Raw genomic sequence first — 25,581 nt, forward strand, 5'->3', positions numbered from 1 at the left:
GAAGTTGCTTTTGCGGAGGTGATTCAAGTGATGCGAATGTGCGGGATCCGTGCGCAGCTCCTCGCCCTTGGAGGCGCGGCCTTTTTCGTCGTCGGCTGCGGCGGTGAGGATGGCGCGACGTCCGAGAAGGGCTCGGCCCAGATCTTCGTCGAGGCCGAGGACACCATCCCGAACGGCCTCGCCGCCGGCATGGGCGACGAGGACATCCAAGACGGCTGGAGCGTCACCTACGACCACTTCCTCGTCGCGATCGGCAACATCCGCGCATCCCGCTCGGACGCGACCGAAACGCTCTCCGCGCCCGACGTCTACGTCCTCGACCTGAAGAAGGTCCCCGCGGGCGGGTACGTCGTGGCGACGTTCGAGGACGTGAGCGCGACCCGATGGGACCGCTTCGGCTTCGACCTGCCGAACGCCAAACCCGGCGCCAAGGGCCTCGGCGACACGGCCGAGGCCGACGTCGCGCTCCTCGTCGACAACGGCTATTCGCTCTACATCGCGGGCACGCTCAGCAACGGCGCCACGCAGAAGAGCTTCCGCTGGGGTCTCGCGGCCGGCACCTCGTACGACGACTGCGCGACGGAGGACGGGATCCCGGGCTTCGCGGTCCCGGCCGGCGGCACCGTGCCGGTCAAACCCACGATCCACGGCGATCATTGGTTCTTCAACAACATCACGGCCGGCGCCGAGGTCACGGCGCGCTACGCCCAGTACATCGCCGACGCGGACGCGAACGGCGACGGCGAAACCACGCTCGACGAACTCGAGCAGACGAAAGCCGCCGACGTTTTCCCGCCCGACAAGTACAGCCTCGCCGGCGTTCCCATCGAGACCGCGTACGACTACGTCCTCGCCCAGGCGCGCACGCTCGGCGACTACCAGGGCGACGGCGAGTGCCCGACGCGCAAAGTTCTCCCCTGAACGCGCGCCGGATCGGCCCAGACCCCCTGGGCCCTCGTCCGGATCGGTGCTATTCCGGCCCCCGTGCGCGATCCCTACGATGTGCTCGGCGTCGACCGCTCGGCGACGCAGGACGAGATCAAGAGCGCGTTCCGCAAGCTCGCCGCGCAGCACCATCCGGACAAGAACCCGGGTGATGATGGAGCGCATCAGCGCTTCAAGGAGATCAACGCGGCCTACCAGATCCTGAGTGATCCGCAGAAGCGCGCCGCGTTCGATCGCTTCGGCCCGATGGGCGCATCCGGCGCGCAGCCAGGCAACCCCTTCGGCGGCGCGGGCTACGTCGATCTGAACGACCTCAACATCGACGGCCTCTTCGGCGACCTGCTCGGCGCGCTCGGCATCAAGGTCGGCGACCGCGGCAACCTCCAGAAAGAGATCCGCATCAGCTTCGAGGAAGCCGCGTTCGGCTGCACGAAGGAGATCACGTACGAGCGCGTCGAGCCGTGCCACGACTGCGGCGGCGTCGGCGCGGCGAAGGGCACGCAGACCGAGCGCTGCAGCCTCTGCCTCGGCCGCGGCCGCGTCCGCATGCAGCAGGGCGTCTTCCCGATCGCCATCGAGCGCCCGTGCACGCGCTGCCGCGGCACGGGCCGCATCGTGCTCGACCCGTGCAAGAACTGCCGCGGCGCGGGCGTCGTCGCGAAGTCGCGCACGATCGAGGTCACGATCCCCGCGGGCATCGAGAACGGCGCGACGCGCCTCGTCGAGCGCGGCGGCAACTGCACGCGACCCGATCGCGCGCCCGGCGACCTCGAGCTCACGATCCGCGTCGCCCCGCATGAATTTTTTCGACGTGTCGGTGACGATGTCGTCTGCTCGCTCCCGATCTCCTTCCCGATCGCCGCGCTCGGCGGCGAGGTCGAGGTCCCCACGCTCGAAGGCAAGGGCAAGCTGCGCATTCCGGCGGGCACGCAGCCGGGCTCGGTCCTGCGCGTCAAAGGCAAGGGCATCGTGCGCCGCGTCATGGGCGGCCGTGGTGATCAGCTCGTGGAAATCGGCGTCGAAGTGCCGACCCGGCTCACGGACGAGCAGAAGGAGATCATCTCCCGGCTCGCGTCGACCCTGGGCGAAGTGCCGCAAGAGGCCGAGCGTGAGAGTTTCATGGACAAGTTGAAGAACCTTTTTGGGTAGGCTTGTCGTTCGAGCGGCGTGGCTCAAACGACCACGTCAGCGCTCCTCGATCCGACCGAGACGAAGACGAGAATGAGCAAGCCCATGTCCAAGTTCATCGACGTGCTGAGCGACTCGACGGGGGAGACTGCGGAGAAGGTCGTCCGCGCAGCGCTCCTCCAGTTCCCGCAGGCGGGCGTACAGATCCGCCTGCACACGCGCGTGCGCACGAAGGAAGTCGCGCGTCCGGTGCTCGAGCGCGCCGCGAAGGAGGGCGCCCTCCTCGTGTTCACCGTCGTCAGCCCCGAGCTGCGCGAGTTCATCCACTCGGCGACGGCGGAGCTGCGCATCGAGGCGATCGACGTGATCGGCTCGCTCATCGGCAAGCTCGGCACCTTCCTCGATCGCGAGCCGATCAACCTGCCGAGCGCGATGCTGCCGCTCAGCGACGAGTACTTCCGCCGCATCGAGGCCGTCGAGTTCGCCGTGAAGAGCGACGACGGCAAGGAGCCGCGCAACTTCCGCAAGGCCGACATCATCCTCGTCGGCGTCTCGCGCACCTCGAAGACGCCGCTCTCGACGCTGCTCGCGCAGCGCGGCCTCAAGGTCGCGAACCTCCCGCTCGTGCTCGGCGTCCCGCTCCCGCACGAGATCGAAGAGGCGCCGAGTGATCGCATCGTCGGCCTCACGATCGGCCTCGACCAGCTCTGCGAGATCCGCCAGGCGCGCCTGCGTCAGCTCGGCATGCCCCCCGAGACGAATTACGCGATGCGGGAGCACGTGCGCACGGAGCTCGACTTCGCGCACAACATCTTCCGCGCGCACCCCGAGTGGCCCGTCGTCGATGTGACGGGCCGCGCGATCGAGGAGACGGCCGTCATCATCCTCGAGAGCATCCACGAGCGGAACCGCGCCGCCCACTGAACCGCCTTGCGCGCCTGATCGCCCTTGTGCCTGACGCGGCGCGGGGCGGATAATCGGGCGCATGACTTCAGCCGGGCTCAAGCACACAGCTTTCGTTGCATTTGCGCTTCTCCTCGTTCCGGGGATCCTCGCGGTATCCTGCTCTGCGACGTCGAACCGTAACGAGTTCGGCGACGGCGGTGCCGGAGGCGAAGGACCGGGCGGCCCGGGAGGACCCGGCAGCGGCGGCATGGGCGGCGACATCTTCGTCGGCTCCGGCGGATCGGGCGGCCTCGGCGGCGGTGATCCCGGTGCCGATCCCAAGACGTGCGAGCAAGCTGCGGCGGCGCGCACGTACATCGGCTGTGACTTCTGGCCCACGGTCGTCGCGAACAACGTCTGGTCGATCTTCGACTACGCGGTCGTCGTGGCGAACGCGGGGGACGAACCTGCCGAGGTCACGGTCACGCGGGGCGCCACGACCGTCGCCACCGCGACTGTGGGGGCGAACGACCTCGCGAAGATCTACCTCCCGTGGGTCCCCGAGTTGAAGGGCCCGGACGCCGACTCGTGCGGCAGCGCCACGCCGCTCTCGAACACCGTGCGCGTGCAGAACGGCGCCTACCACCTCGTCACCACGCGCCCCGTCACGGTCTACCAGTTCAACGCGCTCGAGTACGGCCCGCAGGGCGGCCCGCCGGGCAAGGACTGGAGCGCGTGCCCCGGCACGCAGTGCCTCAACGACTGTTTGTCCTACAGCAACGACGCCTCACTCCTCTTGCCGAGCACCGCGATGACCGGCAACTACCGCGTCACGGCCATCGGCGGCTGGCCGGCGGCGAGCATCGGCTCGTACTTCGCGGTCACGGGCACGCAGGACGGCACGAACGTGCAGGTCAAGCTCTCCGGGGCGGGCGAGATCATCGCGGGCGGCGGCATCCCGAGCACGGGACCGAACGGCCTCGCGTCGTTCACGGTGAACCGAGGCGAGGTCGTCGAGGTCGTCTTCTCGCCGGACGCCGATCCCTCCGGCTCACAGATCTTCGCGACGAAACCCGTGCAGGTCATCGCGGGCGTCCCGTGCATCAACGTCCCGCTGGAGAGCGGGTACTGCGATCACATCGAGGAGTCCGTCTTCCCGGCCGAGACGCTCGGCAAGCGGTACATCGTGACGGTCCCGACCTCGCCGGGCGGCGGCCCCGTCGGCCACGTCGTCCGCATCTACGGCAACGTCAACGGCACGAAGCTCACGTATGCGGGCGAGGTCCCGCCGGGCGCGCCGCTCAGCATCAACGCGGGCCAGGTCTTCGACCTCGGCCAGGTCAACGTCAACTTCGAGGTCACGGGCGATCACGAGTTTGCCGTCGGCACCTTCCAGCTCGGCTCCTCGCTCATCGACCCGTTCAGCGCCGAGCCGAAGGGCGACCCGGCGGCGAGCCTCTCGACGGCGGTGGAGCAGTACCGCTTGAAGTATGTCTTCCTCGCGCCGAGCGATTACGACGAGAGTTACGTCGACGTCGTCCAGCCGGTCGGGGCGAAGCTCGTGCTCGATGGCCAGCCGGTGGCGCAGACGCCGCAGCCGATCAGCTCGGGATACGGCATCGTGCGCCTCCCGCTCGGGCCTGGAAACAACGGCGCGCACGTGCTCACCGCGACGGAGGCCGTGGGCATTCAGGTCATGGGGTACGGCGCGCAGACGAGTTACCAGTACCCGGGTGGTCTGAACCTCACGGCCATCGCCCCGCCCCCGCCCCCGCCCAACTGATCGTCGGGAAAATCAGTTATTCTCCGACGCACTGTGTCTTCACGCAGAGCGTTCGTCTCGAGCCTAGGGCTTCTGGGGGTCGTCCTTGCAGCGCTCATCGCGTGTGAGCGTCCCAATCGTCCGCCGCCCGATGTGGACGGCGGACATGGCGGTGAGGGCGGTTGTCCCGTACGACCCCCGGAGCCGCTCTTCGTCCTCGACATCCGCGCCGAGGACGAGCCCCTCCCGCCGGATCTTCGTATCGTCGTCGAGTGGAGCGCCGGGGACGAACCGCCGTTCGTCCTGTCGGATGCGAGCACGTGGAAGACGCTCGACGACGGCGCCAATTTCGTTTGCAACCTCGATCGCACGAAGCCTCCGCCCACGGATCTCGCCTCGCTCTCGTGCGAGCTCTGGACCAGCGGCCCGGTGAACGTGCTCGTCACCGCCGATGGCTTCGAGCCGCACGCCGCGACGCTTCAGCCTGCGATGAGCGAGCTCTGCGGCACGCCGATGCCGATGGAGGTGGCCATCCTGCTCTCGCGTGCGAAGATGGACGCCGGCGCGATGCCCTGAAAGGAAGGCGAAGGAGCGGATGGCTTCTCGTGGCGGCGGCAGGTTGATCCCCCGCATCGTCTACGGGGTCACGGGCACGTTGTTCGGAGGCGCGGTCATCCTCGCGGGCCGGCGGCTGTATGGCGACCGCGTGATCCAGCGGCGGTGGCGTGCGCTTCTGCCCCGACCGAGCGAGGGTCGCTTCGATCCGCGCGAGCTCGACGACCTCCCCGAGCCCGTGGCCCGTTACTTCCGGCATGCGCTCGCCGAGGGCGCGCCCCTCGATCCGGCCGTGCGGCTCGCGATTCGTGGCGAGATGCGCCTGTCGCCGACGGACGCGTGGCGACCGATGGAGGCCGAGTCGCTCCTCGCGCCGCCGCGCGGCTTCGTCTGGAAGGCCACGGTCGGCACGGGGCGTGGCCGCTTCGCGGGGTACGACTGGCTCGAAGGCGAGGACGCGGGCACCGAGTTTTATGCGATCGGCGCGGTCCCCGTGGCGCATGCGCGGGGCCTCGACGTGCGACGTTCGGCGGCGGGCCGGCTCGCGCTCGAATCGATCCTCTCGCCGGCGGCGCTGCTCCCTTCGCGTGGCGTGCGCTGGGAGGTCGAGGGGCCCGACGCGATTCGCGCCACGCTCCGCATCGCGGGCGAGCCGCACACCGTGGCGATCTCCATCGATGACGCGGGCCGCGTGCGCACGGCGAGCCTGCTTCGCTGGTCGAACCAGACCAAGGACAAGCGCTTCACGTGGATCCCGTTCGGGGTCGACGTCGAAGAGGAGTGCAGCGAGGGCGGCCTCACCATTCCTTCGCGTGTTCGTGTGGCGTACTGGCACGGCACGGATCAGCGGTTCGAGTTCTATCGGGCTGAACAGCGGATCGTCCCCCTGGGTGGATGAATATTTCCCCACCCGGTCCGTTCTTGATCCATCCCCGTATGTTGCGTCTCCTGACGTCCCGGCCCGCAACGGCGAAAAATCGCGAAGATACGGTAATTTTCGCGATCGTTGCGGATGTGCAGCGGGCGTTGACGTCTGGCACGGGACGTGCTGAAACGAAATCACGTAGGAGGACGGTCGTCATGAAGAAAGCCCTTTCGCTCGCTGCTGTTGCTATCCTTGCTTTTGCTGGTGCCGCATTCGCGGGCGACAAGTACGACGTCAAGGTTTCGCCTGCGGCTGGGAAGTCCGGCGCCAAGGCGACGGCGATCGTGACCGTCAAGGCGAAGGGCGCGTATCACGTCAACCTCGAGTACCCGCACAAGCTCGTTCTCAAGGCGCCGGAGGGCGTGACGGTCGAGAAGGCGAAGCTCGTCGCCGCCGATGCGAAGGTCTCGAAGGAAGAGCTGAGCTTCGCCGTGGTCGCGACGGCCGCCGCGCCCGGCAAGAAGACGATCGAGGCCGAGCTCAAGGGTGCGGTCTGCACGGACACGACGTGCGAGCCGTTCACCGAGACGGTTTCGATCCCCGTCGACGCGAAGTGAAGTTTCCGCAGTGCTCTCCGGAGCACGCGTGAAATGAAAAAGCGCCGCCCCCCCGGGCGGCGCTTTCGTTTTCGAAGGTTCGAGGAAACGCGGGTCAGGCCGGGGCGATGACGAGCCCCTCGCCGCTCGGGAGCGCGGGCGCAGGTTTGCCGGCCATGATCGCGCGAATCGCCTCCATGTCCGCGGCCGACGGACGGCCCCAGCCGGGCTGATACTCGAACACCGCGGACGCCGGGCGCGCGTGCAGCCGATCGTCGAGGATGTCGAGCTCGTCGAGCGTCACGAGCGCCGGATGCGGCACGCCGCAGGCCCGCGCGAGCTGGAGCAGCTCCTTGCGCAGCGCGGTCACGTAATTCGCCAATCGGGCCGATTTGTCCGTCGGGTCGAGCCCACGCACGAGCCAGCGGTTTTGCGTGGCGACGCCCGTGGGGCAATGGCCCGTGTGGCACTCCTGCGCCTGGATGCAGCCGATCGAGAGCATCGCCTCGCGCGCGACGTTCACCATGTCGCAGCCGAGCGCGAACGCGAGCAGCGAGGCGTGCGGAAAGCCGAGCTTGCCCGAGCCGATGAAGACCACATCCTCGGCGATCCCGGCCTCGGCGAAGATGCGATAGATGCGGCTCATCCCGATCTTGAAGGGCAACGCCACGTGGTCGCTGAACACGAGCGGAGCCGCGCCCGTGCCGCCTTCGCCGCCGTCGATCGTGATGAAATCGACGCCGCGATCGCCGCGCGTCATGAGCTTCGCGAGCTCGTGCCAGAATTTCTCCTGACCGACCGCCGATTTGATCCCCACGGGCAGGCCCGACGCCTCGGCGAGCTTCTCCGCGAAATCGAGCAGCTCGTCGGCCGAGGAGAACGCCGTGTGCGCGGCCGGGCTGATGCAGGTTTGTCCGATCGGAATGCCGCGGATCTTCGCGATCTCGGCTGTCACCTTCGCGCCGGGCAAGACGCCGCCGAGGCCGGGCTTCGCGCCCTGGCTCAGCTTGATCTCGATCGCGCGGATCGGCGCCGACGCGACCGTCTCCAGGAATCGCTCCATGCTGAAGCGCCCTTGCTCGTCGCGGCAGCCGAAATACCCCGTGCCGATTTGCCAGACGAGGTCCCCGCCGTGCCGGTGGTGCGGCGACACGCCGCCCTCGCCGGTGTTCTGCATGCAGCCCGCGATCGTCGCGCCGCGGTTCATCGCTTCCACGGCCGCGCCCGAGAGCGAGCCGTAGCTCATCGCCGACGTGTTGATCACCGAATTCGCGCGAAATGCCTTCTTCCGGTTCCGCTTGCCGCCGAGCACCTTCGCGCATGGCACGCGGTAGCCCGGATCGTAGCCGGGCTCGCCCGCGTGCAGCTCCGGCAGCGGGAAGGCCGCGTGCTTGACGATGAGGTAGTTCGGGCTCTGTTCGAGGTCGTTGTCCGTGCCGAACCCGAAGTAGTTGTTCTCTTTTTTCGCCGACGAGTAGATCCAGCGGCGCTGGTCGCGGCTGAAGGGGCGCTCCTCGTCGTTGTTCGTGACGATGTATTGCCGAAGCTCCGGCCCCACCGCTTCCAGCATGTAGCGGAAATGGCCGATGATCGGGAAATTACGAAGGATCGCGTGTTTCTTTTGCGTCACGTCGTAGATCGCGACGGCGACGACGAGGACGGCGAAGACGGCCAGGATGATCCACACGGCGGGCTACCTCCGGGGCGCGGGCGAGAGAGGCTAACGCTTCTCGGGAGACGGTGTCGACGCCTTCCGCGCGAGCTCTCCCTCGATCTTCACGAGCGCCTCGTCGATCCAGCGCTCCACCGTGCGCGGGAAAGGCCACATCCAGCCATAATCCGGCCCCGTGAAGCGCCGCACGATCTCCGCCCGCAGCGCGGGGGCGCGGGCCGCGGCGAGGCCCTCGATCTCGGCGACCGCGCGCAGCGTCTCCTCGTACGCCTCCCACTCGAGGCGGGCGCGGAACCAGGCGAGGCCCATCGGCAAGGGCAGGATGCCGTAGAAGAGCACCATGATCACCCAGCCGTACCGCTCGAATTGCGCGACGTGCACGGCCTCGTGGCGGAGGATTTCGAGCGCGCGGGTGGGCTCCCAGTCGTCGAAATCGTCGGGCACGTAGATCGTGTGGCCGAGCGTGGTCACGTAATGGGTGAGGTACTTGTTCTGGCCGCCGAACGTCACGGCCCAGAGCGCCGCGCCGGCGGCCCGCTGGTGCCAGTATTCGGTTTTTTTGACGACCCGGATCGGGCGCTGCCTCTGGCCGAATCGTTCGAAGAGCCGCGCGAGCTCCTCGCGGGCCTTTCGGTCGGCGATGTGCGTCGGCTTCACGCGCCTCCTTTCGGCAGCTTCACGTCGAGCTTGCCGAGGCGCGCGAGCAGCGCTCCCCGCTCGTCCATGGCCGTGCCGACGAGCGCCCGCGCGGCCTCCTCGTCGAGCGCCGGGACGGCCTTCGCCGCGAAGCGCGACTCTTCCGCGGCCGGGATCTTGAAAATCAGGTGGTAGACGCCGCTATTCGAGACCGCGAGCACGCAGGGTTTTTCCTCCACGCCGAGCAAGCGGAGGATCGCCGCGGCCAGAAATCCCGCGGCCGCGCGCGCGAACGCGCCGCCGCGGTAGGAGAGCGAGACGTGGTGTTCGTGGCCGTCCTTCTGGTCTGCCTTCGCGACCGTGTACGCGACGGCGATATCGGCGGACGTGACGAATGCATTGCCTTCGGCGAACGGATCCGCGGGCGGCCCTTTCCCCACACCCGCGAGCGCGGCCTCTTTCGCGCGACCGAGCCCACGCGAGATCTCCATCAGGTGGTCCGGGGAGAACAGCCGCTCGTAACGCGGCCGCTTCTGCGCGAGCCGGTAGATCAGGAACACCACGAGCCCGATGAGCAGCCATTTCAGCATCGGGGCTTGCGCCTCCGCGCCCATGCGCCGAGACAAACCAGCGCGGCCGCGGCGAGCGGCAGCGCCGGGGAATCGCCTGCCCCGTCGAGATCAACCGAGCAGATGGGGCCGCGGCGGCGGCCCGGGGCGCTCACCGAGGTGGTCGACTTCGCCATGCACGTGCCCACGATCTCCTGCGTCGAGCCCGGGGTGAGGCAGCCCTTGTCCTCGTTCACGTGGCTCACGGCCTCGCGAAAGCTGCGCCCCGATCCCGGCGTGCGGATGACGCCCGGCGCGACGCACGCGCGCACCTCGACGCACTCCTGTCCCGGCCCGCAGGGGTTTCGGTCGCGGGCGTTGCACACCTCGATCAAGCAGCAAGGCCGACCGCCGGCGCAGACGCCGCCTGCCGACCCGGTGACGGGGCAGTGGTCGGGCGCGCAGCCCGTCCCGGCGTGCCCCGTGATGCCGTGCGTGTCCGCGGGACAGGAGGTCGGCGCGGGCGGGACGGCGTCCGCGAGCGCGCGCGAGGGCAGGGCGAGCGCCGCGACGAGCGCGAGGAGGGCCGCCGATCGCACCTTCGTTCGTTCCATCGCGAGGCATCGTGCGGGTCCTCGAAGAATTCGTCAACGCGCGCGGTCGCCTCGTACGTCGAACGCGCCATGGCTGCATCGCCTCGCTCTTCGCTCCTCCTCCGCATGGCCACGGTGACGCTCTCCATCGGCGTCCTCGGCGTCCTCGTGACACAAGCCTCGCTCTCGACCGGCTGCTCCCGCAGCGAGCCCCCCGCGCCCTCGGCCGTCCCCGAGCCACGCGCCGCCGTCCCGCCGCCCGCGCCTTCCGCCGCGCCGGCCGCATCTGCCGCCGCGCCGGACTCCACGGGCTCGCTCGACGTGGGCGACGAAATGTTCGGCACGACGAAATCGGGGAGGATGTTCCGGCCCAGCTCCCAGGGCTCCGCGGCCCCGAAGGGCGAGTCGGGCATTCTTCAAAATGTGCCGCCCTCGAACAACGCCCATGCCCCGCAGTGAGCTTTTGCAAGCACTCGACGCGCTCTTTGCCGCGCTCGCGAGCCTCGCCGTGCTCGTGGTGATGTTCGTCCCGCTGGAACGGGTTTTTTCGGCCAGACACCAGCGGATCTTCCGGCCTGCCTTCGGTCTCGACCTCTGCTTTTTCTTCGGGCAATACCTCGTCTGGAATGCCCTCGCGATCTCCGTCACGCGCATGGCCTCGGCGTGGATCGGCGGCTACCTCCCCGAAGGTCTCCGAGGGTTTTTCGCGGCGCAACCTTTCTGGATCCAGGCCGTCCTCGTGGTCTTGCTCGGCGACCTCTGCGTCTACTGGTATCACCGGGCTTGTCACGGCTTCGATTTCCTCTGGCGCTTCCACGCCGTGCATCACACGAGCGAGCACCTCGACTGGGTCGCGGCGCATCGCGAGCACCCGGTCGACGGCGTCCTCACGCAGCTCGCGACGAACCTGCCGGCGCTCTTGCTCGGCTTCTCGCCGCGGGCGCTCGCGGGCTTCATCGTCTTCCGCGGCGCGTGGGCCATCTTCATTCATTCCAACGTGCGCCTGCCCCTCGGCCCGCTGAAATGGCTCCTCGGCGCGCCCGAGCTCCACCACTGGCACCACGCGCGCCTCGAACGCACAGCGCACAACTTCGCGAACATCGCGCCCCTGCTCGACGTGATCTTCGGGACGCACCATTGCCCCAAAGAGGACGAGACGTACGACCTCGGCGTCCCGTTCGCGACGCCGAAGAGTTACCTCGGGCTCCTCGTCGCGCCGTTCTTGCCGGCTACCGCGCCGGCTTCCGCAGAAACATCGTCTGCGTCGCGTACGCCGTGAGCTTTCCGTCGGCGCTCCAGACCTCCGCCTCCGCCGTCGCATAACCTGCCCGCGCTCTCCGCGCCCACACGCTCACGAGTTGCCATTCGCTCGGCGTGGAGTCGAGGAAATGCACCGTGAGGTCGAGGCTCGGCGCGTGGAAATGCGGGCCGTCCGGGCCGAGCTTCTGGCGCAGGGCCGGCGGCATGAGGTCCGCGATGGGCGGGATCGCGAACGGATCGAGCGTGCCGTCCGCGAGGCGCTGCGGGACCTTGTAACGCATCCACCGCGCATAACGAGCCGAGCCCGCAGGCCAGTCCGGCTTCCACCAGACGTGCCCGAGCGCCAGGCGCGAGTCGAAATTGTCGAGGAACGGGTAATGGCTCCGGCCAAGGGTCGTGCGGCGCGGCTCCACGATCGGCAGCGCATCTTCGGGATCCGGCACGCGTGGCATCGACGTGTCGAGGAGCTCGAATCCCGGCCGCTCGCGCGCGAACGTGGCGCTCACTTCGAGGTCCGTGCCCGGGGACGCCTGGGCGCGGAGCGCGGCGCGCGCCTGCACGGCCGCATTGCCGCGCCGGAGGATCTCGACGCGGACGTCGAGCGGACCGGCCGGGACGGGGCTACAGAAGAGCGTCGTCGCCGATATGGGGCGGAACGTCGCATCGGCGATCGTGTGTTCGATCGCGCGCAGGGCCACGGTCATGAGCACGCCGCCCGAAGGCAGGTTCCAGCTCCAGGCGTCGGGCAGGTTCGTCGTGTAATGCCCGGGCGAACCGGGGACGGGCGTGACGGCGGTGTCGAGGGCGAGATCGGAGGGCATCGGGGGGGTCAGCTCGAAGCGGAGGTATAATGGCCGATCGCGCGTATCCAGACGATCCGCGCGACCACGGCGAGCAATGTCGCGCCGCAGATCGAGGCCACGGCGGTCTGCGTGGCGAGCGCGCCGAGCAGCGCTTCGGCCGGATAGGTCGTCATCACGCCGAGCGGGATGACGAACGTGAAGACGAACTTCCACACCCCCTTGAACACGGACACGGGCCAGCGCGCGAAATCGAAGAGCGAGTCGAAGAGATAAGCGAGGTTGTCGACGCGAACCACCCAGAAGGCCGCGGCGATGACGAGGATCCAGATCGAATAAAGGACCACCGTGGCCGCGGCGAGCATGGCGAGGGCGGTGAAGACGCCGCCCGCGGTCGGGGCGCGGCCGAGGCGCACGAAAGCGAAGGTGACGAGGGAGAGCCCGGCGAGCGCGTCGAACATGCGGAAGACTTCGAACTTCGTGGTCGAGACGAGGAACTGCGCGTCGGCGGGCTTGAGCAGCACGAAATCGAGCGTGCCCTCGCGGATCTGCTGCACGACCGAGAGGAGCGAGGGGTTCACCGCGCCGTCGAGCACGCCCCGGAGCAGCGTGAAAAAGCCCACGACGACGAGCGCGCTCTCGTACGTCCAGCCCCCGACGGGCGGCCGATCATGGAACGCGACGTGGAACGGCACGAGGCCCGTGACCGTCCAGAGCAGGGCGAGGGCGCCGCTGACCATGAAATCCCAGCGATACTGCATCGCGAGGGTCACGGACTTGCGGAGCTGGAGGCCGAGCAGGGAGAGATACCGCATCACGCGTTCGCGCGCGGAGGGTAGCACGTTGCAAGGGGGGTATGGGGGCGTAGCTCGGCTCGTCCGAGCGTAGCCCCCAGGCGTTGAAAACGAGGCTATACTCGCGCTCCCCCGTGCCCCCGCGCCTCGAAGCCCAGAGCGACACGCGCGCCCATGCGATGAGCCCCTACCGCGCGGCTCCGCTGAGGTTCGGCCCGCCGCTCGCGACGTACCGCCCGAGCAAGCTTCGCCGCGCGTCCTCGCTCTTCGTCGGCGCGTCCACGGGCCTCGCCGCGCTCGCGTCGCTCGTCTCGTCGCTCGCGGGCGGCTCGGATCCCGGCCTCTGGGTCGCCACGTTCTTCATCGTGGGCATGTTCGCGACCGTCGCGGCCGTTTCGCTACGTATCTTCCTGCGCGACACGCGGGCGCGCGTGACCGTGCACGAGGAGGGGCTCGTCGTCGCCACGCATACGGGGAAACACACGTTCCTCTGGGAGGATGTGACCGGGGTCTGGGCGCGATTCTACGAGCCCGTACGTTCGCCCGAGTTCATCGTGCGCCTCGGCGCGCGCGACGGCGCCGTGATCCGGCTCCCGGCGGAGATCGAAAACGCGCGGGACCTGGCCACGCGGGTGCAACACGAGACGGCCGCGCCGGTGCTCGCCGACACGCTCGCTGCGCTCGACGCGGGAGAACGGCTCTGGTTCGGCCCGCTCCGGGTCGACCCCTCCGGCATTCATTATGGGAATCGCAGCTCGCGCGAGTACGACGTCGACGCCATGCAGCTCTCGTTTCGCTGGCTCGAAGTGCGGCTCACCTCGGGCAAGCGGATCTTGCTCCCGACCGAGGACGTGCGAAACGTGGGCACCCTGCTCGCCGTGGCGGCGCGGTTCGGCGTCGGTCGATTGGCGGGAGGGCCGGCCTAGCCGCGCGCGGCTCCGCGCTTGTTTCCGCGTTTCCGCACCCAGTCCATGATCCGGATCAGGAAGAGCCCCGCGAGCACGGCCCCGTAGATGGCCGGCTCGGTCACGTCTTTCTTCACACGCATCACGAAATGGATGACGCCGAGGATCGCGACCACGTACGCGAGCCGATGCAATCGTTTCCACCGGGCGAAGCCCATCCGCTTGAGGGCCTTGGCCGTCGACGTCGCGGCCAGCGGAATGAGCAGGACGAACGCGGCGAACCCGACGAGGATGAACGGTCGCTTCGTGATGTCCTCGGCGATGGCGCGCAGGGCGAGTGATTGGTCGACGAGCGCGTACACGAGGAAATGCGCGCAGACGTAAAAGAAGCCGAGCAGGCCGAGCGATTTGCGGATGCGGATCGGCCATTTCCAGCCCGTGACGATCTGGAGCGGCGTCGCGGCGAGCGAGAGGACCAGAAGGACGAGCGCGAGCAGCCCGAGCTGGTTCATCGCCTCGGCGATCGGGTTCGCCCCGAGGTCGCCTCGCGCCGCGCGCGCCGCGAGCACGACGGCCGGAACGAGGCCTCCCGTGACGATCGCGGGGACGAGCCAGCCGAGCTTGCCCGCGCCCCCGCGAGGCGCCGCGGGTTTGTCCGGGGTGGAGATTGCGCTCGTCATCAGTAATGCATCCGGAGGTCCATGCCCGCGTAGAGGTGCGCGACCTCCTCGGCGTAGCCGTTGAACGGGAGCGTCGGGCGTTTTTCGAGGTCGCCGATGCGCCGCTCCATCGCCTGGCTCCAGCGCGGGTGGGCGACGAGCGGGTTCACGTTCGCGTAAAACCCGTATTCACGCGGGGCCGCCATGTTCCACGACGTCTGCGGCTCCTTCTCGACGAGCGCGATCCGCACGATCGACTTGATCCCTTTGAACCCGTACTTCCACGGCACGACGAGCCGGAGCGGCGCGCCGTTTTGCCCGGGGAGCGATTTTCCGTAGAGCCCGGCCGCGAGCATCGTGAGCGGGTGCATGGCCTCGTCGAGGCGCAGGCCCTCGCGGTAAGGCCATTCGAGCACGTCCGTGAGCTGGAACGGGAGCTGCTCCGGATCCATCAGCGTATTGAACGCGACGTACTTCGCCCGCGACGTCGGTTCGAGCCGTTCGAGGAGTTTTCCCAGAGGAAAACCGAGCCACGGGATCACCATCGACCACGTCTCCACGCATCGCATGCGGTAGACGCGCTCCTCCAGGGGGAACCATTTCAAGAGCGTGTCGATGTCGACGCGCTGGGGCTTTTTGATCTCGCCCTCGAAGACCACGGTCCACGGTTTGGGTTTCAGCGTTTTCGCGTTGCGCGCCGGGTCTTCCTTGTCGAGGCCGAGCTCGTAATAATTGTTGTACGTCGTCACGTCCTCGTACGGCGTGCGAGGCTCGTCCGTCGTGAAAGGATTCCGCGCGGCGGCCGAGCCCGAGGGCGCGGCGGGCGTGGGCGGCGGCACGACGAGGTCCGCGGGCAGCGGCTCGGCGGTGATGTTTGCGCGGCGACCGCGGCCCGTGAGCGCGACGAGGCCTGTGCCCATCGCCGCGGCCGTCCCCACGAAGAGGCCCACGCTCTTCAGGATCTCGCGGCGGCGCAGGTATCGCGCTTCGGGCGTGATCTCGGAGCTCGGGGGCGGCGGAGGCAGCCTGCGCATGGAAGCATTGTAAGCGATCCGCGTTGCGACGTCGCGCGTGACGTACGATGATCACCGCATGAAGGTCTTGGTCTTCGGGGCTTCGGGGCCCACCGGGCGGGAGGTCGTCGCGCAGGCGCTCGACGCGGGGTACGAGGTGCGGGCGTTCGCGCGCAGGCCCGCGGCCGTCGGCGCCTGGTCGCCGCGCCTCGAGCTCGTGCAAGGAGACGTGCTCGAGTGGGGGCAGGTCGGGCCCGCGATGCGCGGCGTGGACGCGGTGATCTCGGCGCTCGGGACAGGAAAGGACTTCGGCGAGACGAACCTGTTTTCGGATGGGTTCGCGGCCATCCTGTGGGCGATGGCCGAGGCCCGCGTGCGCAGGTTCGTGTGCGTGACGTCGGCCGGGACGATCGAGGATCCGAACGAGCCGCTCTGGTACCGGACCGTGGGCCGATGGATGGCGCGGCACGTGTATGCCGATCAACGAAGGGCGGAGGAGCGGCTGCACGCGAGCGACTCGGACTGGACCATCGTGCGCCCGCCGCGCCTCCTCGACGGACCGAAGAGGGGTGATTACAAGATCGTGAAGGACGGGCCCGCCGGCAAATCGTACGAGGTGAGCCGCGCAGACCTCGCCGAGTTCATGGTGGCAGAGATGATGGCGATGAAGTACGTCCAGACCGCCGTGGGAATCGGATATTGAGATGAGCTCCAGAAGCGATGTCGTTCTCGAAACGCGGCCCCTCGGTTTCCCCTGGGAGACGGCCGATCCGTTCCTGTTTTGCGTGCACCACGACGACGCGTACCCCGCGGGCAACGAGCGCATGGGGCCGGCGGCGTCGCTCGCGGGCCGCAACATCGGCCAGGACTTTGCCGGCAAGGACGGCTGGCGCATGTACCACGGCGAGGTCGTGCCCGGCTTCCCGCAGCATCCGCACCGCGGCTTCGAGACGGTGACGATCGTGCGGCGCGGGCTCATCGATCACGCGGATTCGCTCGGCGCCGCGGCGCGCTTCGGCGCGGGCGACGTGCAATGGCTGACGGCGGGCGAGGGGATCTGCCATTCCGAGATGTTCCCGCTGCTCGATCGGACGAACCCGAACCCGGTGGAGTTGTTCCAGATCTGGCTGAACCTGCCGGCGGAGGACAAGCTCGTGCCGCCGCATTTCGCGATGTTGTGGAGCAGCACGATCCCGCGATGCACGTTCCTCGACGAGGCGGGACGATCCACGGAGGTGACGGTCATCGCGGGGCAGCTCGACGGGAAACGCGCGCCGTCGCCGCCGCCGCGCTCGTGGGCGTCGCGGCCGGATACGGACGTGGCGATCTGGAGCATTCGAATGGCCCCAGGCGCCGCGTGGACGCTGCCGAAGGCGGCGCATCCGCAATCGGTGCGGACATTGTACTTCTTCAAGGGCGCGTCCTTGCGCATCGGAGAGCACGCGCTTTCGGGGCACGTGGCGGCGCGGGTCCGGAGCGACGTGGACGTGCGGCTCGAGGCCGGCGACGCGGAGACGGAGATCCTGCTTTTGCAGGGGCGTCCGATCGGGCAGCCGGTGGTGCAATACGGTCCGTTCGTGATGAACAGCCGCGAGCAGATCCAGCGCGCGATGATGGATTACCAGCGGACGCGGTTCGGCGGGTGGCCGTGGACGAGCGACGATCCGGTGCACGGCCGCGAGGGGCGGTTCGCGCGGCATGCGGATGGGCGGGTGGAGAAGGTCGGCGCCTGACCTGATCGGTCCTCCACCTTTCGCCGATCTTCCAGGCGTGATCACGCGCGCTCTTGACATGGTGTCGGTTCGACACTAAGGTTCGTGTACATCCTACACGGACCTGATCATGAGCGTGACCTACAAGCATCCGCGCCCGGCGCTCGCCGTGGATTGCGTCGTTTTTGGCCTCGACGAGGAGGATCTCAAGGTCCTGCTCATCCGGCGTGGCGTCGAGCCGTTCGCCGGGCGCTGGGCCTTGCCCGGAGGGTTCGTGCGCCTCGACGAGACGCTCGACGAGGCCGCGCGGCGCGAGCTTCGGGAAGAGGCCGGCATCGAAAAGGTGTACCTCGAACAGCTCTACACGTTCGGCGCCGTCGATCGGGATCCACGCGAGCGCGTCGTCTCCGTGACCTATTACGCGCTCGTGAAGCTCGCCGAGCACGCGGTCTCTGCCGCCACGGATGCGCGCGAGGCTGCGTGGTTCGCGATCGACGATTTGCCGCGGCTCGCGTTCGATCATGAAGACATCGTCGACAAGGCGATTGCGCGGCTTCGAGGAAAGGTGCGATACGCGCCGATCGGGTTCGAGCTTTTGCCGAAGAAGTTCACGCTCACGCAGCTCCAGCGCGTGTACGAAAGGGTTCTCGGGCAGGAGCTCGACAAGCGGAATTTCCGCAAGAAGGTCGCCGCGACGGGGCTCTTGATCGAGCTCGACGAGGTCGAGCAGGACGTCGCGCACCGGGCGGCGCGGCTCTACACGTTCGACGAGAAGACGTATCGCAAGCTCGAAAAAGAGGGCTTTTTGTTCGAGATTTGAGGCGAGGAGGATGTCATGCGCGAGGACGGGCGATTCGAGGTGGCCGCCGGCAGCGTGACGGGGCGATCACACGTCCTCGCCGGGAAGCCGAATCAGGATGCATTCGCGGTTCGTTCGGGCGAATGCGGGATCGTCGGCGTGGTTTGTGACGGGTGCGGGAGCGGCGCGCACAGCGAGATCGGCGCGTCGATGGGGGCGCGGATCGTCGCCACGCAGGTGCTCCGCGAGATGGAGGCCGGCGCGTCGATCGCCCTGGCGGCGACGTTCGAACGCGTGCGGGAGCGGCTGCTCATTTCGCTCGCCTCGGCCGCGCAGGACATGGGCGTCGGGCATACGCGGGGCGTAGCCGAGTTTTTCCTGTTCACCGTGCTCGGGGTGGCGATCTCGGACGAGCGGGCCGTCGTGTTCGGCGTCGGGGACGGGATCTTCGTCGTGGGGGACGAGGTCGTGCGGCTCGGGCCGTTTCCCGGCAATGCGCCGCCGTACCTCGGGTATGCGCTTTCAGGGGCGGGGCCGCAGTTTTCGATTCATCGCGTGCTGCCCGCGTCGGCGTTCACCTCGGCGCTCGTCGGCACGGATGGAGCCGCCGATTACGATGCGCTCGCAGGAGCGGTGATCCCCGGCGCGCATGGAGAGCGTGTGCCGCCGTTGCGGACGTTCTGGTCGGAGGAACGGTATTTTCGGAACGTCGATGCGGTGCGGCGGTCGCTTTCGCTCGTCAATCGTGAAGTGACGCGGCCGATCTGGGAGGAGCGGCGGATCCACAAGGAGCCGGGGCTGCTCGAAGACGATACGACGCTGCTCGTCGTGCGTCGCAAGAAGATCAGCGCCGCCGCGTAGGAGAGAATTTGCCATGAAGTGGCCGTTCGGGCTCGCCGCGAGGCGAGGACGGGAGACGTGTGCCATGGATGTGTACATCGACGACAAACGCATTCGCGTGAGCCCGCAGGCCTCGATCGGCAAGGGCGGCGAGGCGGACGTCTTCGACCTCGGCGGCGGTGTCGCGCTGAAGTTGTGGAAGGGGCCGGATCATCCGGACGTCGAAGGCATTTCGGTCGAGGTGCGCGCGGCGACGGACAGGCTCGCGCTCGTGCAGGAGAAGATGCCGCATTTCCCGGCGGGATTGCCGGAGCGTGTGGCTTCGCCGATGGCGCTCGCCAAGGATCGGAAGGGGCGCACGATCCTCGGGTACACGATGCGCTTGATTGCGGGGGCCGAGCCGCTCATGGGCCTCGGCGAGCCGGCGCGGCGCAGGGCGCTCGGGAGCGAAGCGGCGGCGCAGGTGCTCCGGGATCTCCGGACGACCGTGGCGGCGATTCATCACGCGGGTGCGGTGATTGGTGATTTCAACGATCTGAACGTGCTCGTGCGGGATGGCGAGACGCACATCGTGGACGCGGACAGCTTTCAGTTCGGCCGCTTTCCGTGCCCCGTGTACACCGAGCGGTTCGTCGATCCGCTGCTCTGTGACGCGAGCGCGCCGCGGCCGCGGCCCGTGCGGCCATTTTCGGCGGAATCGGATTGGTATGCGTTCGCCGTGATGGTGATGGGCACCCTGCTCTGCGTGGGGCCCTACGGCGGCGTGTATCGGCCGCGGGATCCAGCGAAACGTGTCGCCGAGGCGGCGAGGCCGCTGCGGCGGATCACGGTGTTCGAGCCCGAGGTGCGGTATCCGAAGCCAGCGATTCCGTACCGGGTTTTACCGGACGACCTCCTGCACTTGTTCTCGTCGATCTTCGAGCGTGACGCGCGGGCGCCGTTTCCGCTCGCGCTGCTGGAAAACCTGCGTTTCACGGCGTGTGTGTCGTGCGGGGCCGAGCATGCGCGGGTGCGTTGCCCGGTCTGTGATCACGGCGTTCCGCGTGAGGTGGTGGTCGTGCGAGGGCACGTGAAGGCGTCCCGCAGATTCGCCACGTCGGGAACGATTGTCGCGGCTTCGCTTTGCGGCGACGCGCCGGCGTACGTGGTGCACGAGGGAGGGGTGTACAAGCGGGAGGACGGGGCGGAGCTCGCGCGGGGGCCGCTCGAAGGGGCGCTCCGGTTCTGGATCCAGGGGAAAACCACGTTCATCGGGCGGCGCGGGCGGGTCGTGGCATTCGAGGCGGGGCAAGCGGAGCAGGCGATTTCGGTGGACGTTCTCGGGCAGGAACCTGCGTTCGTGGTGAATGAGCGATATCGATGGTTCGTCCATGGAGGGCGCCTGTTCCGGCGCGCCGCGCGGCCTTCGGGTTCACCCCTTGCAGGGCTCGCGGAAGGCGCGGCGGAGCTTTGGGGCGAGGTGCTCGCCGGGCAGACGCGAATCTGGGTCGGTGAGCGGCTCGGGTTCGGGTTTTACCGAGCGGGCGCGGTCTCGGTCGCGTTCACGTGGGATACCGAGCGGCGCGGCATTCGCGACACGGTGAAGTTGCCCTGGCCGAGTGGGCAGATCGTGGCCGCGGACGCCGCCATCGACGGCGACAGGGTTTGGTTTTTCGTGACGTACGTGCGCGCCGGTCGGACGATGAACCGGTGCGCCGTGGTGGCCGAGGGCGGCGTATTGCTCGGCGTGGCCGAGGCCGAGGCGGGCGACGGGTCGTGGCTCGGGTCGATTGCAGGGAAAAAGGCGATTGGGGGCGCGCTGCTCGCGGCCACGGATGGCGGCCTCGTGCGGGTCGAGCTCGGCCCGGGCGGGCCGGCCGAGGCGCGGCGGTTTCCGGATACCGAGCCGTTCGTGCAGGAAGGCGCGCGGATCCTCGCGGGATCCGCGGGGCTCTGGGTCGCGGGGGCGCGTGAGATCACGGCGCTCGCCATGGGTTGATTTTGCAGAAAGGAACGAGAGGGACATCATGAAACACAAGGAACTTCCGCTTCCGGTCTTTTACGATCACAAGAGCCCCGAGAATTGGGGGCATCGTCCCAAGGAGGAGCTGCTTTTCGTGGCCGCCGAGGACTGGCGCAAGGCGCTCGATATCCGTCCGGCCGGCGCGGACAAGACGAACGTGCACCTCTTGCTCATCGACGTGCAGAAGGATTTTTGCCATCCCGAGGGCGCGCTTTTCGTGGCGGGAAAGAGCGGGCGGGGCGCGATCGACGATAGCCGGCGGATCACGGAGTTCATTTACAAGAACCTCGACGCGCTCACGGCCATCACGACGACGATGGACACGCATTTCTCGCACCAGATCTTCTTCCCGTCGTTCTGGGTGGACCGCGAGGGCAAGCCGCTTTCGGCGCACCGCGTGATCACGACGCGCGACATCGACGCGGGCGAGGTGCGGCCGAACCCGGCCATGGCGAAATGGCTCTGCGGCGGGAACTACCCGTGGCTCGTGAAGCAGGTGCGGCATTATTGCGAGGAGCTGGAGAAGGCCGGGAAGTACACGCTCTATCTGTGGCCGCCGCATTGTCTGCTCGGGAGCGACGGGCACGCGCTCGTGGGGGCGATTCACGAGGCGCGGCTGTTCCATTCGTACGTGCGCGGGGCGCAGTCGTGGGTGGAGGTGAAGGGAGGCAATCCGCTGACGGAGAACTATTCGGTGCTGTCGCCGGAGGTGCTCACGCGCTTCGACGGGCAGCCGCTCGGGCAAAAGAACACGCTGTTCTTGAAGACGCTGCTCGCGGCGGACGCGGTGATCATCGCAGGGCAGGCGGCGAGCCATTGCGTGAAGAGCTCGATCGACGACATCCTGGGCGAGATTGCCTCGGTCGATGCGGCGCTGGCGAGGAAGATTTATCTGCTCACCGATTGCATGTCGGCCGTGACGGTGCCGGACGGCAAGGGCGGGTTCGCGGCGGATTTCACGCCCGAGGCCGACAAGGCGCTCGCGAAGTTCGCGGCGGCGGGGATGAACCTGGTGAAGAGCACGGACGCGATCGGGAGCTGGTTGAAATAGGAGAGGAGGTCGTCATGAAGAACGGGAATGGGAAAGAGAACGAGATCCGGCGGCTGTTCGAGGCGGCGGAGGAGGAAGGGACGCTCTCGCCGGAGGCGCTCGCCGCGCTCGCGGCGATCGACATCGGCGCGCAGATCCAGGCCGGGCTCGGCGTGGGCGTGGACGACGTGCAGGCGTCCGAGGTCGTGCTCGTGACGATCATGCCCGACGATTCGGGGTCGATCCGTTTTTCCGGGAACGCCGATGCCGTGCGGGAAGGGCACAACACGGTGGTCGAGGCGCTCGCGTCGTCGAAGCAGAAGGATTCGATCCTGGCGCATACGCGGTACTTGAATGGATTCGTGCTGTATCCATACCGGCCGGTCGCGCTCGCCGAGCGGATGACCCCGAAGAACTACGATCCCACGCTGGGGACGCCGCTCTACGATCAAACGGTGGTGCTCCTCGGGACGGTCATCGCGAAAACGCAGGAGTTTGCCCAGAGCGGTGTGCCCGTGCGGAGCGTGACGTTGATCCTCACGGACGGGGCCGACGAGGGGTCGTGCAAAGCCAGGCCGAGCGACGTGCGGGCGCTCGTGCGCGACATGCTGGCGAGTGAGCAGCACATCGTGGCGGCGATGGGCATCGATGACGGGCATACGCCGTTCCGGGACGTGTTCCGGGCGATGGGAATCGAAGATCGATGGATCCTGACGCCGCGGAGCGACGCGGGGGAGATCCGGCGGGCGTTCCGGATGTTCTCGCAATCGGCGATGCGCGCGAGTCAACACGCGGGGTTTTCCCGAGCCGCGGCGGGCGGGTTTCTCGGCTGAAAAGAGGCTTGCTACGAAGGGCCCGGCCGTGCTGGTATGCGCACGCGCGCGAAGGAGGAAGGACAAACCATGCACGGCACATTCGTTTGGAACGAGCTGGCGACGAAGGACGTGGAGGCCGCGAAGGCGTTTTACGCCGAGACGCTGGGCTGGACGTTCGAGGAGTTCGCCATCCCGGACGGTAAATACTGGGTCGCGAAGTCGGACGGGCAAATCGTGGCGGGGCTCGGCGGGATGGAGGCGGGCGCCATTCCCGACGCCACGGAGTCGTACTGGTTCTCGCTCATCGGGGTGGACGACGTGGACGCGCGTGTCGAAAAGGCCGTGGCCCGCGGCGCCACCGTGGTGCGGCCCCCGATGGACGTGCCGAACGTCGGACGCGTCGCCATCATTCGAGATCCGACGGGCGCCGCCGTCGGCTGGATGAAGGGCGTCTGAACGCAGCAAGCTCGTAAGCAGCCCGCTACGAGGCAACGAAGAGCGATTCGATCCTCATCACGGGGCATCCGACGCCTATCGGCACGCTTTGATCGTGTTTGCCGGACGTCCAGATGCCATCCGAGATGAAAACGTCGGAGCCGAGCATCGTCACGTTGCCGAGCATTTCGATCGCATTGCCAAGGATGTTCTGCGGCGCGAGCGGCGCGGTCACCCTGCCGTCTTCGATGAGGTAGCTCTCCGTCGTGCCGAAGACGAAGTCACCGTTCGACATGTCGATCTGCCCGCCGCCGAGCTTCAACACCAGGATGCCATGCTTCACACTCCGAAGAATGGACTCCGGCTCGTCGGGACCAGGAAGAACCAACGTATTGGTGCAGCGGGGCATGGAGCTCGCGCCAAAGCTCGCCCTCCTCCCGTTTCCCGTCGTCGAATGACCGAGCAGCCGCGCCGACCGCCGATCATGCAGGTAGCCGCACACCCGACCTTGCTCGATCAACACGGTCGGGTGAGGGACGATGCCTTCATCGTCGACGTTGAGGCTGCCGCGCGAGCCTGGGACGGACGCATCGTCGATCAAGGTAAAGAACTCGCTTGCGATCTGGCGTCCCATGAGATCCACGAGCGCGCTCGTTCGTGTGAATACGTAATCCGCTTCCAGCGATTGAGCCACCGCCTGCTGGAAGATGATCCCGCAGTCTGCGGACCCCAGGACGACCACGACGTCGCCCGTCGGGCCCTGACGGCAATCCAAGAGTTGGACGGCTTGGCGCGCGGCTTCCCGACCGTGCCATTCTGGGGGAGTGCCGTGAAAATAGCCCAATCCGACGCGCCCTCCTCCCCCGCTGGTTCCTTCCCGCCACGATCGGTGGTCCTCTGCTCGCGCACGCACGCCGACGCGGAAGAGTGGCTGCACATCATGCGCGAAAATGCCGTCGGACGTGGCGACCAGGATCTCACGAACTTCTTCCGAGAAGGAGCTCTCCGCCGCGGTGACGCGAGGATCGAAGCTGAGGGCGGCCAATGCCGCACGCTCGCACAGAAGCCGTTTTTCGCGAAGAGGCGCGTCGAGGGAAACGTCCTCCACCTCGTATCGGCGCGGAAGGGGGCGAGACTCGAGGGCGAAAGCTCGCTTGCCTCCCCCTCCGACGGCGATTTCCGATGCGGTCTTGGCCGCGCGCTCCAGCGCCTCGAACGAGAGGTCCTCCGTTGATGCGAAGCCTGTCATGCCGCGCCGTTGGACACGCACCCCGACGCCCGCGGATACATTGCGCGAGGCGGCCTTCAGCGTGCCGTCGCTGAAGGAAAATCCGCTGCTCGCTCGATATTCGAAGAACAGGTCCGCATAGTCGCCCCCGTTCTCGAGCGCGATATCCAACACCCGTCGACACAGCGCCTGGTCCATTGGGCTCTCCCCCGAGGGCCCAAAGGGTGCCTTGTGGTCGCAGTTCTCCGTCATCGTACAACGCAGTGTACCCGTACGTGGATCGCGCAAGCAAGCACGAATCACGCGGAAGCGGGAGCGGGCGAACGGCTTGCGGTGGAGCCGCTTGTCCCGCAAGCACGCGAGCACGCCCAAACGGGGTCATGTAGCAATTGCCGGCGGCCCCCCGCCTGCGTCCCCGTGTCATGCGGCCGTGACGGCGGCTGTCATTCAATCGTTACAGCGTCACGCCGACGTGACATGTGGCAACTTCCCCGTCGGCCGCCGCGACCCCGGGGCGGGCATGCGAAACCAAAGCGCGACCCACACGAGCCGCTGCGCACGAGGCGCGGATGCACGCGCACGCTCCCGACGGCTCTCGGGCACGCGCCTTGCCATACGTGCTGGCGTCGCTGGATGACCCAGAGAACGAAGGAGAAGCTCATGAACGTATCTTTCAATCGAATCGCTGTCGGCGCCGCAACGTTGCTTGCATTCATGGTGGGCGCCCCCGGATCTGCGAGCGCTGATCCCGATCCTTCCGCCGAGTGTGGTCTCGACGTCGCCGGTCAGAACGTGTGCATGGAAGCCGAAGCGACGCTCACGGACAGCGTCGTCGAATATTGGGTCTGCCCGACGCGACCCGAGGCGGCCTGCGCGAGGGATTACCTCGATCTGTCCACGGGCGGGCCCGACCCGACGAGCTATTGCGACCTGAGTAACCCAACCGGCTGCGTAGGCATCGACTGCGACAGCGATCTCGGTGGCACCTGGTACCATTGCAGCTTCTCACTCATGGGCAATCCCTGGTTCGACTGCGTATCGATCCCCGGAATCGGGTGGGTTTGCGACTGACCACAAGGGAGGTCCCCAGGTCCGTCGGGCGAA

General features: G+C 67.8%; 28 protein-coding genes. 19 read left to right on the plus strand and 9 right to left on the minus strand.

Annotated elements, in window-relative coordinates; all coding sequences use genetic code 11:
• Window positions 1–30: 30 nt before the first annotated feature.
• From QHF84_RS12610 to QHF84_RS12640, 7 genes are all read left to right on the plus strand, one after another.
• Entirely contained in the window at window positions 31–921 is an 891-nt protein-coding gene (locus tag QHF84_RS12610) for a hypothetical protein (protein ID WP_281313707.1), read from the plus strand.
• A gap of 63 nt (window positions 922–984) precedes the next feature.
• The gene (gene dnaJ, locus QHF84_RS12615; RefSeq protein WP_281313503.1) at window positions 985–2,094 is read left to right on the plus strand and encodes a molecular chaperone DnaJ; all 1,110 of its coding nucleotides are present in this window, start codon (window positions 985–987) and stop codon (window positions 2,092–2,094) included.
• 72 nt (window positions 2,095–2,166) lie between these two features.
• Window positions 2,167–2,997 carry a pyruvate, water dikinase regulatory protein gene (locus QHF84_RS12620; RefSeq protein ID WP_136929456.1) on the plus strand — a complete coding sequence of 277 codons (831 nt, stop codon included), beginning with the start codon at window positions 2,167–2,169 and terminating at the stop codon, window positions 2,995–2,997.
• A 229-nt stretch (window positions 2,998–3,226) separates the two neighbouring features.
• Window positions 3,227–4,741 carry an IgGFc-binding protein gene (locus tag QHF84_RS12625; RefSeq protein WP_281313504.1) on the plus strand — a complete coding sequence of 505 codons (1,515 nt, stop codon included), beginning with the start codon at window positions 3,227–3,229 and terminating at the stop codon, window positions 4,739–4,741.
• A gap of 132 nt (window positions 4,742–4,873) precedes the next feature.
• Window positions 4,874–5,296, plus strand: a complete 423-nt coding sequence (locus QHF84_RS12630; protein ID WP_281313505.1) for a hypothetical protein — start codon at window positions 4,874–4,876, stop codon at window positions 5,294–5,296.
• A gap of 19 nt (window positions 5,297–5,315) precedes the next feature.
• Window positions 5,316–6,173, plus strand: a complete 858-nt coding sequence (locus tag QHF84_RS12635; RefSeq protein WP_281313506.1) for a DUF6544 family protein — start codon at window positions 5,316–5,318, stop codon at window positions 6,171–6,173.
• A gap of 182 nt (window positions 6,174–6,355) precedes the next feature.
• A complete protein-coding gene (locus tag QHF84_RS12640; protein WP_281313507.1) occupies window positions 6,356–6,757 on the plus strand; it encodes a hypothetical protein in 402 nt (133 codons plus the stop codon).
• Window positions 6,758–6,851: 94 nt separating this feature from the next.
• Here QHF84_RS12640 and QHF84_RS12645 read toward each other — a convergent pair whose 3' ends face one another.
• From QHF84_RS12645 to QHF84_RS12660, 4 genes are read right to left on the minus strand one after another with little or no spacing between them, the layout of a single operon-like run.
• Window positions 6,852–8,423, minus strand: coding sequence for an FMN-binding glutamate synthase family protein (locus QHF84_RS12645; RefSeq protein WP_281313508.1), 1,572 nt, complete (start codon window positions 8,421–8,423; stop codon window positions 6,852–6,854).
• Window positions 8,424–8,456: 33 nt separating this feature from the next.
• Window positions 8,457–9,065: a hypothetical protein gene (locus QHF84_RS12650; protein WP_281313509.1), complete on the minus strand. Its 609-nt coding sequence runs from the start codon at window positions 9,063–9,065 to the stop codon at window positions 8,457–8,459.
• Window positions 9,062–9,658 (minus strand): hypothetical protein, encoded by a 597-nt coding sequence (locus tag QHF84_RS12655; protein WP_281313510.1) that lies wholly within the window; start codon window positions 9,656–9,658, stop codon window positions 9,062–9,064. The genes QHF84_RS12650 and QHF84_RS12655 overlap by 4 nt, the downstream gene beginning before the upstream one ends.
• A complete protein-coding gene (locus QHF84_RS12660) occupies window positions 9,628–10,206 on the minus strand; it encodes a hypothetical protein (protein WP_281313511.1) in 579 nt (192 codons plus the stop codon). The genes QHF84_RS12655 and QHF84_RS12660 overlap by 31 nt, the downstream gene beginning before the upstream one ends.
• A 69-nt stretch (window positions 10,207–10,275) precedes the next feature.
• On the opposite strand from QHF84_RS12660, the gene QHF84_RS12665 reads away from it, so the two are divergent.
• The gene (locus tag QHF84_RS12665) at window positions 10,276–10,644 is read left to right on the plus strand and encodes a hypothetical protein (protein WP_281313512.1); all 369 of its coding nucleotides are present in this window, start codon (window positions 10,276–10,278) and stop codon (window positions 10,642–10,644) included.
• A complete protein-coding gene (locus tag QHF84_RS12670; RefSeq protein ID WP_281313513.1) occupies window positions 10,631–11,464 on the plus strand; it encodes a sterol desaturase family protein in 834 nt (277 codons plus the stop codon). Before QHF84_RS12665 ends, QHF84_RS12670 begins: the two co-directional genes overlap by 14 nt.
• Here QHF84_RS12670 and QHF84_RS12675 read toward each other — a convergent pair.
• Both QHF84_RS12675 and QHF84_RS12680 read right to left on the minus strand, forming a co-directional pair.
• The gene (locus QHF84_RS12675; protein WP_281313514.1) at window positions 11,415–12,266 is read right to left on the minus strand and encodes a thioesterase family protein; all 852 of its coding nucleotides are present in this window, start codon (window positions 12,264–12,266) and stop codon (window positions 11,415–11,417) included. The two genes, QHF84_RS12670 and QHF84_RS12675, sit on opposite strands and share 50 nt — an antisense overlap.
• An 8-nt stretch (window positions 12,267–12,274) precedes the next feature.
• Entirely contained in the window at window positions 12,275–13,060 is a 786-nt protein-coding gene (locus QHF84_RS12680; RefSeq protein WP_281313515.1) for an ABC-2 family transporter protein, read from the minus strand.
• Window positions 13,061–13,143: 83 nt separating this feature from the next.
• Here QHF84_RS12680 and QHF84_RS12685 point away from each other — a divergent pair, with 83 nt between their 5' ends.
• On the plus strand, window positions 13,144–13,965 hold the full coding sequence (locus QHF84_RS12685) for a DUF6585 family protein (protein ID WP_281313516.1): 822 nt from the start codon (window positions 13,144–13,146) through the stop codon (window positions 13,963–13,965).
• On the opposite strand, the gene QHF84_RS12690 is transcribed toward QHF84_RS12685, so the two are convergent.
• Window positions 13,962–14,624, minus strand: coding sequence for a protein-methionine-sulfoxide reductase heme-binding subunit MsrQ (locus QHF84_RS12690; protein WP_281313517.1), 663 nt, complete (start codon window positions 14,622–14,624; stop codon window positions 13,962–13,964). The two genes, QHF84_RS12685 and QHF84_RS12690, sit on opposite strands and share 4 nt — an antisense overlap.
• Window positions 14,624–15,637, minus strand: a complete 1,014-nt coding sequence (gene msrP, locus QHF84_RS12695) for a protein-methionine-sulfoxide reductase catalytic subunit MsrP (RefSeq protein WP_281313518.1) — start codon at window positions 15,635–15,637, stop codon at window positions 14,624–14,626. The genes QHF84_RS12690 and msrP overlap by 1 nt, the downstream gene beginning before the upstream one ends.
• 58 nt (window positions 15,638–15,695) lie before the next feature.
• On the opposite strand from msrP, the gene QHF84_RS12700 reads away from it, so the two are divergent.
• The 8 genes from QHF84_RS12700 to QHF84_RS12735 all read left to right on the plus strand — a co-directional run bounded on the left by QHF84_RS12700 (window position 15,696) and on the right by QHF84_RS12735 (window position 23,270).
• Window positions 15,696–16,319, plus strand: coding sequence for an SDR family oxidoreductase (locus tag QHF84_RS12700; protein WP_281313519.1), 624 nt, complete (start codon window positions 15,696–15,698; stop codon window positions 16,317–16,319).
• A 1-nt stretch (window position 16,320) separates the two neighbouring features.
• The gene (locus tag QHF84_RS12705; RefSeq protein WP_281313520.1) at window positions 16,321–17,349 is read left to right on the plus strand and encodes a pirin family protein; all 1,029 of its coding nucleotides are present in this window, start codon (window positions 16,321–16,323) and stop codon (window positions 17,347–17,349) included.
• 109 nt (window positions 17,350–17,458) lie between these two features.
• Window positions 17,459–18,148, plus strand: coding sequence for an NUDIX domain-containing protein (locus QHF84_RS12710; protein ID WP_281313521.1), 690 nt, complete (start codon window positions 17,459–17,461; stop codon window positions 18,146–18,148).
• A gap of 15 nt (window positions 18,149–18,163) precedes the next feature.
• Window positions 18,164–18,988 (plus strand): protein phosphatase 2C domain-containing protein, encoded by an 825-nt coding sequence (locus QHF84_RS12715; protein ID WP_281313522.1) that lies wholly within the window; start codon window positions 18,164–18,166, stop codon window positions 18,986–18,988.
• A gap of 13 nt (window positions 18,989–19,001) precedes the next feature.
• Window positions 19,002–20,945 (plus strand): hypothetical protein, encoded by a 1,944-nt coding sequence (locus QHF84_RS12720; RefSeq protein WP_281313523.1) that lies wholly within the window; start codon window positions 19,002–19,004, stop codon window positions 20,943–20,945.
• 28 nt (window positions 20,946–20,973) lie between these two features.
• The gene (locus tag QHF84_RS12725) at window positions 20,974–22,020 is read left to right on the plus strand and encodes a nicotinamidase (protein ID WP_281313524.1); all 1,047 of its coding nucleotides are present in this window, start codon (window positions 20,974–20,976) and stop codon (window positions 22,018–22,020) included.
• A 14-nt stretch (window positions 22,021–22,034) separates the two neighbouring features.
• Window positions 22,035–22,832, plus strand: coding sequence for a hypothetical protein (locus QHF84_RS12730; protein WP_281313525.1), 798 nt, complete (start codon window positions 22,035–22,037; stop codon window positions 22,830–22,832).
• A gap of 69 nt (window positions 22,833–22,901) precedes the next feature.
• Window positions 22,902–23,270, plus strand: coding sequence for a VOC family protein (locus QHF84_RS12735; protein ID WP_281313526.1), 369 nt, complete (start codon window positions 22,902–22,904; stop codon window positions 23,268–23,270).
• Window positions 23,271–23,295: 25 nt separating this feature from the next.
• On the opposite strand, the gene QHF84_RS12740 is transcribed toward QHF84_RS12735, so the two are convergent.
• Complete coding sequence (locus QHF84_RS12740; RefSeq protein ID WP_281313527.1) at window positions 23,296–24,675, minus strand: TldD/PmbA family protein; 1,380 nt, start codon at window positions 24,673–24,675, stop codon at window positions 23,296–23,298.
• 462 nt (window positions 24,676–25,137) lie between these two features.
• Between QHF84_RS12740 and QHF84_RS12745 the strand changes: the two genes are divergently transcribed.
• Window positions 25,138–25,548 (plus strand): hypothetical protein, encoded by a 411-nt coding sequence (locus QHF84_RS12745; protein WP_281313528.1) that lies wholly within the window; start codon window positions 25,138–25,140, stop codon window positions 25,546–25,548.
• Window positions 25,549–25,581: the final 33 nt, after the last annotated feature.

The sequence above is a fragment of the Polyangium sp. y55x31 genome, from assembly GCF_029946505.1.
Lineage (GTDB): Bacteria > Myxococcota_A > Polyangia > Polyangiales > Polyangiaceae > Polyangium.